This window comes from Paraburkholderia sp. RAU6.4a, from assembly GCF_050435625.1.
Taxonomy (GTDB): domain Bacteria; phylum Pseudomonadota; class Gammaproteobacteria; order Burkholderiales; family Burkholderiaceae; genus Paraburkholderia; species Paraburkholderia tuberum.
The window spans coordinates 2,946,068-2,964,185 of record NZ_JBNDKQ010000003.1 but is presented as its reverse complement, the minus strand read 5'-3'; the positions used below and the strand labels follow the sequence as shown (position 1 = coordinate 2,964,185).

The 18,118-nt window shown below is 65.8% G+C and carries 14 protein-coding genes and 1 pseudogene; 13 read left to right on the top strand and 2 right to left on the bottom strand.

Features of this window, described 5'->3' with window-relative positions:
- Positions 1–197: LysR substrate-binding domain-containing protein (locus tag OKW40_RS38165; RefSeq protein WP_429493947.1), on the top strand; the 197-nt coding region annotated here is incomplete at its 5' end.
- 14 nt (positions 198–211) lie between these two features.
- On the opposite strand, the gene OKW40_RS38160 is transcribed toward OKW40_RS38165, so the two are convergent.
- Positions 212–1,228, bottom strand: coding sequence for a 1-aminocyclopropane-1-carboxylate deaminase (locus OKW40_RS38160; RefSeq protein WP_184060003.1), 1,017 nt, complete (start codon positions 1,226–1,228; stop codon positions 212–214).
- 140 nt (positions 1,229–1,368) lie between these two features.
- On the opposite strand from OKW40_RS38160, the gene OKW40_RS38155 reads away from it, so the two are divergent.
- The 9 genes and pseudogenes from OKW40_RS38155 to OKW40_RS38115 all read left to right on the top strand — a co-directional run bounded on the left by OKW40_RS38155 (position 1,369) and on the right by OKW40_RS38115 (position 13,747).
- Positions 1,369–1,884 carry an Lrp/AsnC family transcriptional regulator gene (locus OKW40_RS38155; protein WP_026226668.1) on the top strand — a complete coding sequence of 172 codons (516 nt, stop codon included), beginning with the start codon at positions 1,369–1,371 and terminating at the stop codon, positions 1,882–1,884.
- Between the two features lie 147 nt (positions 1,885–2,031).
- The gene (gene msrA / locus OKW40_RS38150) at positions 2,032–2,790 is read left to right on the top strand and encodes a peptide-methionine (S)-S-oxide reductase MsrA (RefSeq protein WP_429493946.1); all 759 of its coding nucleotides are present in this window, start codon (positions 2,032–2,034) and stop codon (positions 2,788–2,790) included.
- Between the two features lie 355 nt (positions 2,791–3,145).
- Complete coding sequence (locus tag OKW40_RS38145; protein ID WP_429353672.1) at positions 3,146–4,045, top strand: MipA/OmpV family protein; 900 nt, start codon at positions 3,146–3,148, stop codon at positions 4,043–4,045.
- A 118-nt stretch (positions 4,046–4,163) separates the two neighbouring features.
- Positions 4,164–6,284 (top strand): catalase HPII, encoded by a 2,121-nt coding sequence (katE, locus tag OKW40_RS38140; RefSeq protein WP_429493945.1) that lies wholly within the window; start codon positions 4,164–4,166, stop codon positions 6,282–6,284.
- A gap of 262 nt (positions 6,285–6,546) precedes the next feature.
- The gene (locus OKW40_RS38135) at positions 6,547–10,149 is read left to right on the top strand and encodes a response regulator (RefSeq protein WP_429494010.1); all 3,603 of its coding nucleotides are present in this window, start codon (positions 6,547–6,549) and stop codon (positions 10,147–10,149) included.
- A 34-nt stretch (positions 10,150–10,183) separates the two neighbouring features.
- Positions 10,184–11,029 carry a CheR family methyltransferase gene (locus OKW40_RS38130; protein WP_429493944.1) on the top strand — a complete coding sequence of 282 codons (846 nt, stop codon included), beginning with the start codon at positions 10,184–10,186 and terminating at the stop codon, positions 11,027–11,029.
- Positions 11,030–11,039: 10 nt separating this feature from the next.
- Positions 11,040–11,684: a chemotaxis protein CheB gene (locus tag OKW40_RS38125; RefSeq protein ID WP_429493943.1), complete on the top strand. Its 645-nt coding sequence runs from the start codon at positions 11,040–11,042 to the stop codon at positions 11,682–11,684.
- A gap of 9 nt (positions 11,685–11,693) precedes the next feature.
- Positions 11,694–12,821, top strand: a complete 1,128-nt coding sequence (locus tag OKW40_RS38120) for a hybrid sensor histidine kinase/response regulator (RefSeq protein WP_429493942.1) — start codon at positions 11,694–11,696, stop codon at positions 12,819–12,821.
- A 100-nt stretch (positions 12,822–12,921) separates the two neighbouring features.
- Positions 12,922–13,747 (top strand): annotated as a pseudogene (locus OKW40_RS38115) (helix-turn-helix transcriptional regulator).
- Positions 13,748–13,805: 58 nt separating this feature from the next.
- Here OKW40_RS38115 and OKW40_RS38110 read toward each other — a convergent pair.
- On the bottom strand, positions 13,806–14,747 hold the full coding sequence (locus OKW40_RS38110) for a LysR family transcriptional regulator (RefSeq protein WP_429493941.1): 942 nt from the start codon (positions 14,745–14,747) through the stop codon (positions 13,806–13,808).
- 192 nt (positions 14,748–14,939) lie between these two features.
- Between OKW40_RS38110 and OKW40_RS38105 the strand changes: the two genes are divergently transcribed.
- The 3 genes from OKW40_RS38105 (at position 14,940) to OKW40_RS38095 (ending at position 18,095) form a co-directional block, all read left to right on the top strand.
- Positions 14,940–16,139: an aromatic amino acid transaminase gene (locus OKW40_RS38105; RefSeq protein ID WP_429493940.1), complete on the top strand. Its 1,200-nt coding sequence runs from the start codon at positions 14,940–14,942 to the stop codon at positions 16,137–16,139.
- Positions 16,140–16,245: 106 nt separating this feature from the next.
- On the top strand, positions 16,246–17,040 hold the full coding sequence (locus OKW40_RS38100; protein ID WP_090809816.1) for a class II aldolase/adducin family protein: 795 nt from the start codon (positions 16,246–16,248) through the stop codon (positions 17,038–17,040).
- A 71-nt stretch (positions 17,041–17,111) separates the two neighbouring features.
- Entirely contained in the window at positions 17,112–18,095 is a 984-nt protein-coding gene (locus OKW40_RS38095; RefSeq protein ID WP_429493939.1) for a 2-dehydropantoate 2-reductase, read from the top strand.
- The last annotated feature ends 23 nt before the right edge of the window (positions 18,096–18,118 follow it).

Here is an 18,118-nt window from a genome sequence, read left to right as displayed (position 1 = left end):
ATTTCATCGTCGCCGATGCGCTCGCAAGCGGACAACTCGTGCCCGTGCTCGAAGCGTTCCTGCCGGCGGCGACGGGCGTCTATGCCGTGTATCCGCAGCATCGGCAAAGCTCGGTCACGATCCGGGCATTCGTCGAGTTTCTGCGCAGGCATCTGAGGAAGAAGCTCGCGACCGAACCGCGGACGCCCGTCGGCTAATCCCCTAAACCCTATCAACCGTTGCGGAAGATAAAGCTATACGCGCTCAACGCCGGCACGCCGCCCAGGTGCGCATAAAGTACACGCGAGCCGGCCGGAAATTCGCCGTTACGCACCTTGTCGATCATGCCGTGCATCGACTTTCCCTCGTACACCGGATCGGTCAGCATGCCTTCGAGCCGCGCGCACAGACGGATCGCCTCGAGCGTGCCGTCGTTCGGCAGACCGTATTCCGGGCCGCCGTAGCGCTCGTCGAGGACGATGTCCTTCGCGGTGATGTCGCGGCCCAGTTCGACGCTCTCGGCGGTCCGCTTCGCGATGCGTGTGATCTGCTCGCGTGTCTGCGCCGGTTTCGCCGATGCGTCGATGCCGATAACCCGATCGGCGCGGCCGTCGGCGGCGAAACCGACGACCATGCCAGCCTGCGTGCTGCCCGTCACCGAGCACACGACGATGTAGTCGAACCTGAAGCCCAGTTCGGCTTCCTGCTGACGCACCTCTTCGGCAAAGCCGACGAAGCCGAGGCCGCCGAGCGGATGGTCCGAGCAGCCGGCCGGAATCGCGTACGGCTTGCCGCCGGCCGCGCGCACGCTGTCGAGCGCGTCTTCCCAGCTCTTGCGAAAGCCGATGTCGAAGCCGTCCGGCACGAGCCGCACGTCGGCGCCCATCATGCGCGACATCTGGATGTTGCCGACGCGGTCGTACACCGCATCCGAGTAGTTGACCCAGTTCTCCTGCACGAGCACGCACTTCAGGCCCAGATGCGCGGCAACCGCCGCGACCTGGCGCGTCTGGTTCGACTGGATGCCGCCGATCGACACGAGCGTGTCGCAGCCCTGCGCGAGCGCATCGGGGATCAGATATTCGAGCTTGCGGGTCTTGTTGCCGCCGAACGCGAGGCCGCTATTGCAGTCCTCGCGCTTGGCATACAGCTCGACCTTGCCGCCGAGATGCTCGCTCAGACGCTTGAGCGGTTGAATTGGCGTCGGTCCGAAGGTGAGCGGGTAGCGGGGGAATCGTTGCAGGTTCATCGCGGCTCCGTGGTGGGGTGATTTCCATGAGTTCATGTTAGGAAAAACCGCCAGAAATGAGCTTGCGAAAAAAATCGCGTGGACGTATTTTTCGAAATCAAAGAATGTCCACCTCGTAATAAAACTTCGTACATATGGTCATGAGCGCAACGAAAGTTCGTGCTGGAGCGCCACCTTCGGGCATCGGCGCGATTCACCACCCGCTCGATCGCATCGATCGCGCGATCCTGCGGCAGTTGCAAACCGACGCGTCGATTTCGAACGTGGCGCTCGCCGCGAAAGTGAAGCTGAGCGCGCCGGCGTGTTTGCGGCGCGTCGAACGCTTGAAGGAATCGGGGCTGATTCGCGGCGTGGTCGCGCTGCTCGATCCAAAGGCGGCCGGCGCGGGCATGCTCGTGATCATCGGCGTGGTACTGGATCGCTCGACGCCCGAGTCGTTCGCCGAGTTCGAGAAGGCCGCGCAGAAAGTGGCCGGCTGCATGGAGTGCCACGTGGTGACCGGCGAGTTCGACTATTTCATGGTGATCCGCACGCGCGACAGCGACAGCTTCAATCGACTGCACGCCGAGCAGTTGCTGTATCTGCCGGGCGTACGGCAGATCCGCTCATTCATGGTGCTGAAGGAAATCCTGTCGACCACGAAATTTCCGCTGTGAGCCGCGCGGCCGCGCCGCCGCCCGCGAAAGCGCGCATGCTGTCATAAACGCCGCGCCCGCGCGACCAAGCTTCGGCGCACCCGCATGCGGCCGTGGCAGCACCGTGCCAACGCGGGCGGGCGCCGGCACTTTTCCGGAGCGACCATCATGACTCGCAACAGACCGCAATTCCTTACATCGTTCGGCGGCACCTCGAAACGCACACGCGCGGCCGTGTTGTCGTTGCTGCTAGGCGCGGCCGCGCTCGCGTTGCCGCTCGCGCAGCGCGTCGCGTTCGCGGCGGAGAGCGCCGTCGTGATCGCGCCGCCCGCGCTCGACGAGCCGATCCCGGCCAGCACCGCGCACGAGGAAACCGCGGTGTTCGCGGGTGGCTGCTTCTGGGGCGTCCAGGGGGTGTTCCAGCATGTGCGCGGTGTCACACGGGCGGTGTCCGGCTACTCGGGCGGCTCACGCGACACCGCGCAGTACGAGACCGTCAGCGGCGGCGAGACGGGGCACGCCGAATCGGTGCAGGTCACGTTCGATCCTGGCAAGGTCACCTACGGCCGGTTGCTGCAGGTGTATTTCTCGGTGGTTCAGGACCCGACCGAGCTGAATCGTCAGGGGCCCGACAGCGGCACGCAATACCGCTCCGCGATCTTTCCGCTGAACGACGCGCAACGGCACGTCGCGCAAAGCTACATTGCGCAGCTCGACAAGTCGCACGTGTTCCCCGCGCCGATCGTCACGAAGACGGAGCCCTACAAGGGCTTCTATCCGGCCGAGTCGTATCACCAGAACTATCTGACCTTGCATCCCGATTCGGCCTACATCGTGTTCAATGACATGCCGAAAATCGCCAACCTGAAACGCCTGTTCCCCAACCTGTATCGCGACAAGCCGGTGCTCGTCGAAGCAGGGCAATAATCCCTCTGAACGGCGGCGCCAGCGGCGCCGCCGCAGCGCCGGACCGTCTTCGGGTTACGCCTTGGGTCGCGCTCGTCACCAATCTTCCACAGAGTTGGCGCATATCTTGCGCAGCAATGTTCCGTTGGCCATTGTCCACGTCACCGCGGCGCGCAAGGACTATGCGCAGTGGCCACACGAGCGCGGGGGTCATGCGGGCTCGCCGCGCCTCGTGCACATCGCGCTGCCCGCTTCATCGATTGGAAAAATTACACGCCGTAAGTAACAGCGCGGCGGTCGTCCGCGTTTTTGGGTCCGCGCTGGACCCCGGGCGCAAACCTAACCTCATCGCGACGAGCGAAATTGGAGGCTTCCGGTGGTCAACAGACGTAGAAAGAAGCGGGGCGCCATGCCTCGCCATAAACAAACCGGCATCGCGGCGGGCTCGCTCGTCGCCGCGACCTTGGGCGCGATGGCCTGCGTGCCGGGTGTGGTCTTCGCGCAGACGCCGTCGCCGCTCGGCGAATGGCAATATTCGGTGGGCATTCCGCTGCAGAAGATGTGGCAGCCGAACATTCCCGACTGGCAACTGCGCTTCGGCGTGGCCACGTCGTTCCAGCCGCGCTTCGAAGGATCGGACCGCTATCACCTGGTGACCGGCCCGAGCATCGACGTGCGCTACAAGGATCTGTTCTTTCTGTCGAGCGGCGAAGGCTTCGGCGTGAATTTCGCACAGGGCGAGAACTGGCGCATGAGTCTCGCCGCGGTCTACGACCTCGGGCGACGCGGCCAGGACGATCCGCAGGAACTCAACGGGCTCGGCAACATCAACCCGGCGCCCGGTCTGAAGCTTTCGGGCGAGTACGTCGTGTCGAAGGATTTTCCGCTCGTCCTGCGCGCCGATATCCGCCGCTATTTCGGCGGATCGAACGGCTGGATCGGCGATCTCGGCGCCTATATGCCGATGCCCGGCAGCACGAAGCAGTTCATTTGGTTCGCCGGCCCGAACGTGGTGCTCGCGGACTCCAATTACATGAACAGCTGGTTCGGAGTCAATCAGGAGCAGGCCGCGCACTCGCAGTATCCGCAGTATCACGCGAGCGCGGGCTTCAAGTCGGTGGGTTTCGGCGTCAGCGCGATCTGGCTGTTCAGCAAGCACTGGTTCGCGACCGCCGACGGCGCGTTCGAGCAGCTCGTCGGCAGCGCGGGCAACAGTCCGATCACGCGCAGCCGCGCGAACGGCGTCGCCGACATATCGATCAACTACCGGTTCTGACGCACCGCCGCGTCGCAGCCACTGCGCCGTGACTTCGTGGGTATAGCCCTTGCTGACTCCGTGATCGTGCGCCGCGACGCCTCCGTCGCCGCGCGCCCGAACAGAAGGAGTGATCCCCATGGCAGGTAAAGCGAACACCCAGGAGCCCGCGGCCCAGGCAAACGGGGCAGCGCAGTCGAACGACGCGAAATCGAACGATCTCGAACGCAATCGCGTGAAGCCGCAAGGCGAGGCCCTGAGGACCAATCAGGGCGTCAAGATTGCCGACAACCAGAACACGTTGCGAGCGGGACCGCGCGGTCCATCGCTGCTCGAAGATTTCATCATGCGTGAAAAGATCACGCACTTCGACCACGAGCGCATTCCCGAACGGATCGTGCATGCGCGTGGCTCGGCCGCGCATGGTGTATTCAAGGTCTACGAATCGATGCGCGAGTACACCAAGGCCGCGTTTTTGCAGGACCCGGCCGCCGAAACGCCGGTCTATGTGCGTTTCTCGACCGTGCAAGGTCCGCGCGGCTCTGCCGACACCGTGCGCGACGTGCGTGGCTTCGCGACGAAGTTCTACACGCAGGAAGGCAATTTCGATCTGGTCGGCAACAACATGCCGGTGTTCTTCATTCAGGACGCGATCAAGTTTCCTGACTTCGTGCACGCGGTGAAACCGGAAGCACCGAACGAAATGCCGACCGGCGGGTCCGCGCACGACACGTTCTGGGACTTCGTCTCGCTCGTGCCCGAATCGGCGCACATGGTGCTGTGGACGATGTCGGACCGCGCGATTCCGCGCAGCTTTCGGACGATGGAAGGCTTCGGCGTTCACACGTTCCGCTTCGTCAATGCGCAGGGCAAAGCTCGTTTCGTCAAGTTCCACTGGCGTCCCATGCTCGGCTCGTATTCGCTGCTGTGGGACGAAGCGCAGAAGCTCGCGGGCAAGGACCCGGACTTTCACCGCCGCGACCTATGGGAAGCGATCGAGCGCGGCGACTATCCGGAGTACGAACTGGGCGTGCAGATCGTCGAGGAAGCCGACGAGCACAAGTTCGATTTCGACCTGCTCGATCCGACCAAGCTGATTCCGGAAGAGCTGGTGCCGGTGAAAATCATCGGCAAGATGACGCTCAATCGCAATCCGGACAACTTCTTCGCCGAGACCGAACAGGCCGCGTTCCATCCGGGGCATATCGTGCCGGGCATCGATTTCACCAACGATCCGTTGCTGCAGGGGCGTTTGTTCTCGTACACGGACACTCAGATCAGCCGCCTCGGTGGCCCGAACTTTCACGAGATTCCGATCAACCGGCCGGTCTGTCCATCCGTCAACAATCAGCGCGATGCGATGCATCGGCAGGCGATCCATGTCGGCCAGGCGTCGTACGAGCCGAACTCACTGAACGATGGCTGGCCGAATGAAACCGATCCGGCCGCTGAAGATGGCGGCTTCGACAGCCATCACGAACGCGTCGAGGGCACGAAGATTCGCGTGCGCAGCGACTCGTTCGCCGATCATTTCTCGCAGGCCGCGTTGTTCTACAACAGTATGTCGCAGCCGGAAAAAGACCATATCGCGGCGGCCTATCAGTTCGAGCTCGGCAAGGTGACGAAGGCCGAGATTCGCGCGCGCCAGGTCAACGAGATTCTCGCGAACTTCGACGCCGATCTCGCCGCGAAGGTCGCCGAAGGACTCGGCTTGCCGGCGCCGAAACAGGGCACGGCGAAACTCGTCGGGCCGAAGACGTCGCCGGCGTTGAGTCTGCTCAATCGCGTGAAGCCCGGCATCAAGACCCGCAAGATCGCGCTGCTCGCCGCACCCGGCTCCAATAGCGCAGCGATCAAACAGTTGCAGCAGGCGCTCACGGGCGAAGGCGCGACGCCGATGCTGATCGCGCCGACGCTCGCCGAGATCGATGGCCTCGCGCCCGACGCGACGATCGCCGGGCTGCCATCGGTGATGTTCGACGCGGTGATCGTCGTCGGCGGCGAGAAGGGGGCGAAGGCACTGTCGCAATCGGGCGATGCGCGGCACTTCGTGCTCGAAGCGTTCAAGCATCTGAAGGCGATCGCGGCGCTCGGCGCGGGGCGCGACCTGCTCGCGGCCGCGCAGTTGCCCGCGCAGCCGGACGGCGTCGCGACCGGCGAGGACTCGCAGTCCGCCGATGTGTTGAAGGCGTTCATCAAGGCCGCCGGACAGCATCGCGTGTGGTCGCGCGCGGCGCAGGCGGAATCGGTGCCGGCCTGAGCGGGCCGAGCCGGTTGCGCTGAGGCGCTGCCGCGTTAGCCGCTGAACGGTGCTGAGCGTAGCTGAAACGCGGCGCGTCGATACGCGTCGATGCAGGCGCCTGGCCGGTGTTAGCCGGCCAGGTTGTTTTTGGCATTCCGCGTCGCGCGCGTGCGGGTCGTCCTTGTATGATGACAGCGCTCGCATCGCGGCACTCAACACCGTGCGCAGACCCGAAAGATATTCCGCATCGACCCGATCCGCCATGCCACTTACAGAAAAAATGACCGCATCGCCGGCCGTCGATCAACTCCGTTTCCGCCGCATCCTTCGCCGCAATATCGCGCTGCCTTTGGGCGTCGGCCTCGTCACGATGGCGCTGTTCGTCGGCTTGATCGCGTATCTCGTGTCGACGATGAACTGGGCCGAGCACTCCGGGCGCGTGATCGGCGACGCCAACGAAATGCTGCGGCTCGCGGTGGATCGCGAATCGTCGATGCGCGGCTTTCTGATCACCGGTAACGAGAGTTTCCTCGCGCCGTATGAAAACGGCGGCCCGAAATTCAAGGCACAGCTCGAAGCGTTGAAAAAGCAGGTCGCCGACAACCCGCCGCAAATCGAGCGGCTCAAGCAGATCGAGGCCTCGCAGGAGCGTTGGAGCCGCTTCGCCGAACAGATCATCGACGCGCGCCGCCGCAACCAGGACTATGAGAGCGCGATCGCAGCGGGGCGCGGCAAGCTCGAATTCGACGAAACGCGCCGCGAATTCGGCGATTTTCTCGACGTCGAATTGCGCTTGCGCCAGCAGCGCGTCGAAGCGACGCGCAACGTGACGGCGACGCTGGTCGGCGTGTTCCTGCTGTTCAGCCTCGTCGTCAGCGGCCTGCTCGCATGGCGGGGCCGTCGCGAACTGCTGGACCTCTCCGAGACCTATGACGACGTGCTGCGCCGTCAGGCCGAACAGACCGCGCTGCTCGAGCAGCAGGTCTGGTTGCGCTCGGGCCAGCGCCTGCTCGCGGACAAGGTCGTCGGCCAGACGAGCGCGCCGCTCGTCGGCCGCGCGATGCTCGAGTTTCTCGCCCAATATCTCGATGCGCTTGTCGCCGCGCTGTACGTGCGCGACAGGCAGAGCGGCACGCTGCGCCGCATCGCCGCGTACGGCTATAGCCGTGACAGCGAGCAGACGGCCGCTCCGAGTTTCGAGGAGGGTGAAACGCTGGTCGGCCAGGCCGCGCGCTCGCGCCGCACGCTGGTGTTGCGCGACGTGCCGGCCGATTACGTGCGGGTCGTGTCGGCCACTGGCAGCGGCGCGCCGCGCAATCTCCTGATCCTGCCGATCGACAACGATGGCCAGGTCAACGGCGTCGTCGAAATGGGCTTCCTGCGCGAGGTGACGCCGCGCGACGAAGAGTTCATGGAGCTGATCCGCCACAGCATGGGCAATTTTCTCGAGGCGGCGCTGTATCGCGAACGCCTGCAGGATGCGCTCGCCGAGACGCAGCAGCTGAACGAGGAGTTGCAGGTCCAGCAGGAGGAGTTGCGGGTCTCCAACGAAGGGCTCGAGGAACGCGGCCGCGCGCTGCTGGAATCGCAACGGCGCCTCGAAGCGCAGCAGGCCGAGCTCGAACAGACCAACGTGCGGCTCGAGGAATACGCGCTGCGGCTGGAGCGGCAAAAATCGGATCTGCTGCGCGTGCAGAACGATCTGGCGGCCAATGCGGAGCGCCTCGAACAGTCGAGCCGCTACAAGTCCGAGTTCCTCGCGAACATGTCGCACGAATTGCGCACGCCGCTGAACAGCTCGCTGATTCTCGCGAAGCTGCTGCAGCAGAATCGCAGCGGCAATCTGACCGACGAGCAGGTGCGCTACGCGGAGACGATCCACGCGTCGAACAGCGATCTGCTCGTGCTGATCAACGACATTCTCGACCTGTCGAAGGTCGAGGCGGGTCAATTGACGGTCGAGCACGAAACGGTGTCGATCGAGGCGACGCTGCAATCGCTCGAAGAAATGGTTCGTCCGATCGCGGCGACCAAGCACTTGCGTCTCGCCTTCGACAAGTTGCCGGGCACGCCCGATACGTTCGTCACCGATGGCCAGCGGCTCACGCAGATCCTGCGCAACCTGCTGTCGAACGCGGTGAAGTTCACCGAGCGCGGCGAGGTCACGCTCGAGGTCGCCAGGGTCGAGGACAACGTGCTGCGCTTCGACGTGCGCGATTCGGGCATCGGTATTCCGGCCGATAAGCTCGACCTGATCTTCGAGGCGTTCCAGCAGGCCGATGGCTCGACGAGCCGTCAATATGGGGGCAGCGGCCTCGGGCTGTCGATTTCGCGCGAGTTCTCGCGGTTGCTGGGCGGGCGCATCACGGTGGCGAGCGAAGTCGGCAAGGGCAGCGTGTTTTCGCTGTGGCTGCCGCTCGATGCGCGCGAGGCGCGCGAGGCGCGCGTGAGCGCGGACAGCGCGATGACGAGCGTCGCCACGCTGAACGCGTTGAACGCGCTGAACGCGGGCATGGGCGCGGGGGCGACGGCGCAAGCGCCGTTGCTGCGCACGCCGCTCGACACCGCACCCGCCGCGGTGATCCCGCCAGCGAATGGTCTGGCAAGCCGGGCGCCGCCCACCGCGTCGCGCGAAGCCTTGCTGCCCGACGCCGCCGAGCCCGCCGCCGCGTCGATAGCCGACGATCGCGACCATCGCACCCGCGCGGGCCGTCTGATCGTCGCGGTCGAAGACGATCCGCCGTTCGCCGCGATTCTGCGCGATCTCGTGCACGAACTCGACTTCGACTTCGTGCACGCGAGCGATGCCGCGAGCGGCCTCGCGCTGGTGCGCGACATGCGGCCGGCCGCGGTGCTGCTCGACGTCGGTCTGCCGGACCGCTCGGGCCTCACGGTGCTCGAATGGCTGAAGAACGATCCGCTGACTCGCCACATTCCGATCCATATCGTGTCGGCCACCGATCATGCCGACAAGGCGCTGCATCTCGGCGCGATCGGCTACACGCTGAAGCCGACCGCGCGCTCGACGATGGAGGCCGCGATCCGCCGCCTCGAAGCGCGGCTGCAACAGCGCCTGAAGCGCGTGCTGGTGATCGAGGACGACGCGCCGATGCGCGAAAGCATCCGCGCGCTGCTGCAAAGCGAGAACACCGGGATCGTCGCGGTCGCGACGCTCGCCGAGGCGTTCGAGCAACTGTCGGCGCTGACGTTCGACTGCGTCGTCACCGATCTCGCGCTGCCGGACGGCACCGGCTACGATCTGCTCGAACGCCTCGCCGCGAACAGCGCGCATGCATCACTGCCGGTGATCGTCTACACGGGCCGCATGCTGTCCGACGAAGAGGAGCACCGGCTGCGCCGCTACTCGAAGTCGATCATCATCAAGGGCGCGAAATCGCCGGAGCGTCTGCTCGATGAAGTCACGCTGTTTCTGCATAGCGTCGAGTCGTCGCTCGCGCCGGAGCAGCAGCGCATGCTGCGCACCGTGCGGCAACGCGACAATGCGTTCGAGGGCCGCACGATCCTGCTCGCCGAAGACGACGTGCGCAACATCTTCGCGCTGTCGCACGTGCTGGAGCCGCTCGGCGCGAAACTGCTGATCGCGCGCAACGGCCGCGAGGCGCTCGACCAACTGGAGAACGGGCCGGAAGTGCATCTGGTGCTGATGGACATCATGATGCCCGAGATGGACGGCCTGACCGCGATGGGCGAGATTCGCCGCAATCCGCGCTTCGCGCATCTGCCGATCATCGCGCTGACCGCGAAGGCGATGGCGAACGATCGCACGCGCTGCCTCGAAGCGGGTGCCGACGACTACGTGTCGAAACCGATCGACGTCGACAAGCTCGTCGCGCTGTGCCGCGTGTGGCTGCGGCAGCGCTGACGGCGCGAGCGTTGGCACGCAAGCGAGCAATGCGATGAAACCGTCCGCATCTGAGGTACCGCACCGCATCAGCGATTTCGACATCGAGCTGCGGCTGCTGCTCGAGGCGATCTATCTGAAGTATCAGCACGACTTTCGCCACTACGCGATGTCGTCGCTGCGCCGCCGCCTCACGCAGGCGCTCGATGGATTCAACGTGGAGACGCTGTCGCAATTGCAGGACCGCATCATGCGCGACGGCTACGAGTTTGCGCGGCTGTTCCGCTACCTGACCGTGCAGGTCAGCGACATGTTTCGCGATCCGTCGTATTTCCTCGCGCTGCGCGAGCACGTGCTGCCGCGTTTGCGCACCTACCCGTCGATCAAGGTGTGGGTCGCCGGATGCAGCACCGGCGAGGAGCTGTGGTCGCTGAAGATCCTGTTCGACGAGGAGGGTCTCACCGAGCGCACGCTGTTCTACGCGACCGACATCAACCCCGACGCGCTCGCGCGCGCGGAGGCGGGCATCTACGCGCTCGAACGCATCCAGGGCTTCACGCAGAACTATCTGGCGGCGGGCGGCACGCGTTCGCTGTCGGACTACTATCATGCAGCGTATGGCGGCGCGCGCTTTGCCGGCTCGCTCAAAGAGCGCGTGGTGTTCGCCGATCACAGCCTGTCCACCGACGAAGTGTTCCTCGAAGCGCATCTGGTGTCGTGCCGCAACGTGCTGATCTATTTCGATCGCGGCTTGCAGGATCGCGCGTTGGGGCTGTTCGAGAACGCACTGGTGCGGCGCGGCTTTCTCGGCCTGGGCAGCAAGGAAACCCTGCGGTTTTCACGTCACTACCCGGCGTTCGACGAGTTTCGCGCGGCCGAACGCATTTATCAGAAGCGTTAGCGAGGTCGCGATGCCACGCTCGACCAGTGAACCCCCGCCCACCCAGGCCGCCGACGCCGGCACCGCCGCGCGGACACACGCGCGGCGCGGCTATCAACTGGTCGTGATCGGCGGGTCGGCGGGCGGCATCGAGGTGCTCAAGGTGCTGCTCGCCGCGCTGCCCGCGCGCTTCGCGGCGGCCGTGATGATCGTCGCGCATCTGCCGCCCGATTCGCCGAGCTATCTGGTGCCGGCGATCGCGCATCGCTGCGCGCTGCCGGTGCTCGAACCCGATGCGGGGGAGCTGATCCTGCCGGGCCGCGTGTACGTCGCGCCGGCCGGTTATCACATGCTCGTCGAAGTGGACCGCACAGTCGCGCTGTCGACCGCTGCGGCGGTGCGCTTCTCGCGGCCGTCGATCGACGTGCTGTTCGAATCGGCCGCCGCGGTGTACGGCGAGCGGCTGCTCGCGATCCTGCTGTCCGGCGCCAACGACGACGGCGCGCAGGGGCTCGAACGCGTGCGCGCGCTCGGCGGCACCGCGTGGGTGCAGGACCCCGGCAGCGCCGGTGCACCGGAGATGCCGCGCGCGGCGATCGAGCGCGGCGCGGCCGACGCGATCTACAATCCCGCAACCTTGGCGAAGCGCCTTGCCGCGCTGCCGACTTCCCTCTGATCCGGTGCCATGACGAACTCACCTGTGAACATCCTGATCGTCGACGACATCGTCCACAACATCACCGCGCTGGAAGCCTTGCTCGCGCGGCCCGACGTCGCGGTGCTGGTCGCCGACTGCGGCACCGCCGCGCTCGATCTGCTGCTCAAGCACGAAGTCGCGCTGGCGATTCTCGACGTCAATATGCCCGGCATGAACGGCTTCGAGCTGGCCGCGCTGATGCGCGGCAGCCCGCGCACGTCGCACGTGCCGATCATCTTCCTGAGCGCGACCGCGCAGGACGCGTCGCGCACGTTCCGTGGCTATGAGGCAGGCGCGGTCGACTTCCTGTACAAGCCGTTCGATCCGCGCATCCTGCAGTCGAAGGTCGACGTGTTCGTGCAGCTGGAGCAGCAGAAGCGCGAGCTCGCCGCGCAACTGGTGACGACGCGCCAGATGCTCGAAGCGAACGAAATGCTGATGGCGGTGCTCAGCCATGATCTGCGCACGCCGCTCGGCGCGGTGCTGGCGTCGGCGGAATACCTGATGCGCACGGCCGCCGACGAGCAGACCGCAACCGTCGCCGCGCGCGTGAAGAACAGCGCCCTGCGCATGGCGCGGATGGTCGATCAGCTGCTGAACCTCGCGCGCCTGCAAGGCGGACGTCTGCCGTTGCAGCCGCGCTCGATCGAGCTCGCGACGCTGTGCCGCTCGGTCATCGACGAATTCGCATCGCAGAAGAGCGGCAAGCAGATCGTGTTCACCTGCACCGGCAATACGGCCGGCGCGTGGGATACCGATCTCGTGTGGCAGGCGGTGTCGAATCTCGTCAGCAATGCGCTGCATCATGGGGCGCCGGAGGGCGATATCGGCGTGGAGGTCGATGGCGACGCCGAGGATTGCGTGCGCCTGAAGGTGTCCAATCGCGGCACGATTCCGGCGGAGCTGTTTCCGCATCTGTTCAAGGCGTTCGCGTCGAACGGCAACGGCGCGCGCTCGCGCGAAGGGCTCGGGCTCGGTCTGCATATCGTGCAGGAGATCGCGCGCATGCATGGCGGCGACGTCAGCGTCGTATCCACGGACGAGTCCGGCACGACCTTTACGATCGAATTGCCGAGGACGGTCGCATTGCAGCGGGGGGCGTTTACCCGGCGATAAAGCATCGCCAGGCCGGCGATCACGCCGGTGGGCCACCGCGTGCCCGCTGTGCTACGCTTGCCGCAACCCAATTCACGCAGCGCAAGCACGAATCCCCATCATGCGTTCCTGGCGCCTCGCATCACCGCAGCGCAGCGGTCAGATCAGCACCGCGCGCGCCACCGACCTCGTCATGGCGATCTCCCACCCGGATGCCGACGCGCTCGCCGCGAGCATTCTGCTGACGGTTGGCGAAACGTTGTCGCTGCCCGTCTCACAGTGCACGATCTTCGCGTATGAGTTCGACGCGCGACCTCGTACGGTGTCGGCGGCCGACCATCGGGGCGGGCATTTTCTGCGCGACATCGCCGAACGCTACGCCGCGCATTTCTATGCGCTCGACGGCAATCGCGCGATCATCGGTCAATCGAACCACAGCCGGCGCACCGCTTTGCGCGATGCGCTGGTGCTGCATCAGCAGCGCGGCGGCGAAATCGAAAACGAAGCGTATCGCGCGGCCTGCTACGCGCAGCCGAACGTATCCGACCGGCTGTCGTTGCTCGTGCAGCCGGCGGATAGCGTGTGGCTGTCGATCAACCTGTATCGCGACCGCGCGTACGGCGTGTTCGCGCCGGGCGAACTGGAGCGGATCGAAAGCGTCGCGCCGCTGTTCGCGCATGCGGCGAAGGGCCAATACGCGCTCAACGGGCAACATCAGCAGGGCACCGGTGCGGCGATGCTCGCGCGCGTGCGGCGCGCATGTCCGACGCTGACGCCGCGCGAGCTCGACGTGTTGCGTGGCACGCTCGATGGCGCGAGCGCGGCCGAGATCGCCGGGCAGATGGGCGTGAAGCGGGCGAGCGTCGTCACGCTACCAGAAGCGCGCGTACGCGCGGCTCGGGATTTCTAATCAGCGGCAACTGTTCGCGTTGTGTATGCAGCTCTAGCTGCACATCTGTCGAAACTCGCGCCGAAGCGCGCGTCGCATCGCGCTTCGAGTCCGCTTCAACTCCGCTTACCCCGCGCCTCGGCCTGCGTCTCCCGATCCCAGCGTTTCAACCACGGCATCACGAAATCCGCGAAGCCGTCGGCCGATGGCGACAGCGCACGCTCGGTCGACCGATACACGCACACCTCGCGAATCGTTTCAGGATCGACGATGCGCTTCATCAAGAGGCCGAAGGTCCGCGCGAGCGGTGCGACATAGGCTGGCGCGAGCGTGACCGCGAGCCCTTGCGCGGCGAGGCCGAACGCGGTGGTCACGTTGTCGACGACATCGACGGGAATGATGCGCGCCTCGACCGGCAGATTGGCGAGCATCTGGTCGACAGCGCGCTCGTGGTCGCGGCCGGTCGCGACGATCGGCACGTCGCGCAGATGCTGCCACTGCACGCGGCGGCGCGCAGCGAGCGGATGCGCGGCCGAGCACCACATGACCCACGGACTCGCGAACGCGGGCTCGGAGCGCACGCGCGGCCCGCTTTGCCGGTCCGGGCCGATCGCGAGATCGATGTCGCCGCTCTCGACGCGCTCCACCAGTTGCTCGACCACGGTATCGCAGACGCGCACGACCACCTTCGGCTTGTCGCGCGCGTATTCGGCGATCGCCGCGGGCAGCGCCGTCGACGCGATGACGAGCGGCGCGCCGACCCGCACGATGCCGGCCGCGCGGTTGCGGATATCGTCGGCGGATTGGGCGGCTGCGCGCACGTGGCGCAGCACCGATTCGGCCGACGCCAGAAAGTCCTGCCCCGCGCTGGACAGCGCGACGCGCCGCGTGGTGCGATCGAACAGCCGGAAGCCGAGCTCCGTTTCGAGTTCGGCAAGCAACTGGCTGACCGCCGACGAGGTCAGCCCGAGCCGCTGCGCCGCCGCGCCGATGCTGTGCAGATCGACGATGGCGAGGAACGCTTCGAATTGACGGATCGTGACGCGGGTAAGAGGCATACGATCGATTCTAAAGAAAAACTTACGAATGATGAAAAATCGATTGATTGTGCGCGGCGCGTCGACGACCGACACTGGTGCGGGTCGACTTGGCCCGGCAAACCCGCTTAGACTCAAGGTTTGCCCTGTCGTCCCGCGGCGCGCGGACGACCGCTACAACAGGCCTGCAGAGGCCGTCTTCAAGGACCCGTCATGTTCGACCATATTCCCGCCTATCCGGGCGACCCGATTCTGAGCCTGAACGAAGACTTTCAGCTGGACCCCCGGCCGAACAAGGTCAACCTCAGCATCGGCATCTATTTCGACGACGCCGGCAAGCTGCCGGTGATCGACGCGGTGCGCCGCGCCGAAACCGCGCTGCTCGACGCGATCGGCCCGCGCTCGTATCTGCCGATGGCGGGTCTGCCGCTCTATCGCGACACTGCGCAGGCGCTCGTGTTCGGCGCCCACAGCGCGGCGCGCGCCGAAGGCCGGATCGCGACGCTGCAAACGCTCGGCGGCTCGGGCGCGCTGAAGGTCGGAGCCGATTTCCTGAAGCGCTATTTCCCCGGCTCGCAAATGTGGATCAGCGATCCGAGCTGGGAAAACCATCGCGTGGTGTTCGAAGGCGCGGGCCTCACGGTCAACACCTATCCGTACTACGACGCGCAAACGGGCGGCCTGCGCTTTGCCGAAATGCTCGCCGCAATCGACACGCTGCCGGAAAAGAGCATCGTGCTGCTGCACGCGTGCTGCCATAACCCGACGGGCGTCGATCTGAGCCCGTCGCAATGGGCGGAACTGGTGCCGGTTTTGCAGCGCCGCAAGCTGATCGCGTTCGTCGACATGGCCTACCAGGGTTTCGGCGCGGGCCTCGAAGAAGACGCCGCGCCGGTGCGCCTGCTCGCCGACGCGAACGTGCCGCTGATCGTCGCGAACTCGTTCTCGAAGAATTTCTCGCTTTACGGCGAGCGCGTCGGCGCGTTGAGCGTGGTCTGCAAGAGCGCCGACGAAGCGGCGCGCGTGGCGGGCCAACTGATGTCGGCGGTGCGCGCGAACTACAGCAATCCGCCGACGCACGGCGCGCGCCTCGTCGCCAACGTGCTCGCCGATGCGACGCTGCGCGCGTCGTGGGAAGCCGAGCTCGGCGCGATGCGCGAGCGCATTCTGGCGATGCGCAACGTGATTCACGCCGGGCTCGACGGACGCGTCGATGAAGTGATGCGCGCGCGCTATGTCGCGCAGCGCGGCATGTTCACGTATACGGGCCTGTCCGAAAGCCAGGTCGAGCGTCTGCGCAACGAATACGCGGTGTACGTGCTGCGCTCGGGCCGCATGTGCGTCGCCGGGCTGAACGCGCGTAACGCGGACTATGTCGCGTCGTCGATCGCGGCGGTGGTGTCGGGCGCCTGAAGCGCTCCGGCGCTCCGGCGCTCGGGCCGCTGTTGCGGCACGCGTGAATATGATGGGCGGCGCGCACGGGCGCGCCGTCACAACGACAAACTTGGAGACACCGACGATGGCCACGACCCTCGAAGCGCAACCGGCGAGCCCGCCCAGATCGGCCGCGATGCATCCGGACGAATGGCAGGCGCGCGTGCAACTTGCCGCGTGCTACCGGATTTTCGATCTGCTCGGTTGGACCGAGATGATCTACAACCACATCACGCTGCGCGTGCCCGAAAGCGTCAGCGGCCCGGAGCGCCAGTTCCTGATCAATCCGTTCGGGCTGCACTACAGCGAAGTGACCGCGAGCAATCTGGTGAAGATCGACGCGCAGGGGCGCGTGCTCGATGGCTCGCCGTATCCGGTGAATCCGGCTGGCTTCGTGGTGCATGCGGCGCTTCACGAGGGCTTGCCCGACGCGCACTGTGTGATGCATACGCATACGACGGCGGGCGTCGCGGTCGCCTGCCTCGAAGAGGGCCTGCAGCAGACCAACTTCTATAGCGCGCAGTTGCACGACCGGATCGCGTATCACGACTTTGAAGGCATCACGATTCATGCGGAAGAGGGGCCGCGGCTGCTCGCGCATATCGGCGACAGGCAGGCGGTGATCCTGCGCAACCACGGTCTGCTATCGTGGGGCCGGACGTTGCCGCAGACCTTCGCGATTCTGTGGACGCTGAATCGCGCGTGCGAAGTTCAGGTGGCGACGTTCTCGATGGGCCGCGCTCGGCCGGTGCCGGAGGAGGTCGCGATTCGCTGCTCGCGCGACGCGCTGCAGTTCGATCCGCGCCATGGCGCCGGACAGGACGTGTTCGATGCGCTGGTGCGGCGGGTCGACCGGATCGATGCGAGTTTCCGGCAATGATTGAAGCCACGCGTAAAAGAGCGCGACAATCAACGCTGCAATAATCACAGCAACAGGCAAGGACTCAGGCGATGAAAGTAGCGATCTACGGCGCCGGCTCGATCGGCGGCTGGATGGGAGTGAAGCTCGCGCAGGCGGGCCATCGGGTCAGCGTGGTCGCGCGCGGCGCGACGCTCGACGCGGTGCGCCAGCATGGTCTGCGGCTGATCGAAGGCGGCGTGATCTACGCCGAGCAGGTGAAGGCGAGCGACAAGCCGGCCGATCTCGGCGTGCAGGAACTCGTCGTGATCGCGGTGAAGGGCCCGGCGATGGCGACCGTGGCCGCGCATATCAAACCGCTACTCGGCCCCGAGACGATCGTGCTGACGGCGATGAACGGCGTGCCGTGGTGGTTCTGCGACGGCCTGGGCGGCGAGCTCGCCGGCCAGCGCCTGAAGACGGTCGATCCCGACGGCGCGATCACCGCCGCGATCCCGGCCGCGCAGACGGTCGGCTGCGTCGTGCATGCCAGTTGCCTGATCGACGCGCCCGGCGTGGTCCGGCATCACCAGGGCAACGGGCTGATCGTCGGCGAGGCGTCGGGCAAGCCGAGCGAGCGTGTCGAGCTGCTCGCCGCGCTGTTGCAGGCGGCGGGCTTCCATGCAACGGCTTCGGCGCAGATCCAGCGCGACGTGTGGTTCAAGCTGTGGGGCAACATGACGATGAACCCGGTCAGCGCGATCACCGGCGCAACGACCGACCGGATCCTCGGCGACGAACTCGTGCGCGGTTTCGTCACGCACATCATGCTGGAGGCGAAGGAAATCGGCGCGCGCTTCGGCATCCCGATCGACCAGGCGCCCGACGACCGTCACGCGGTCACGCTGAAACTCGGCGCGATGAAGACATCGATGTTGCAGGACGTGCAGGCCGGCAAGGCGGTCGAACTCGATGCGCTGGTCGGCGCGGTGCGCGAACTCGGGCAACTGACGCGCGTGCCGACGCCCTATACGGATGCGTTGCTCGGACTCGCGCGGCTGCATGCGAGTACGTTGGGCTTGTATCCGAGGCAGTGAGGTTGTCGTTAAGCCCTCGGTTC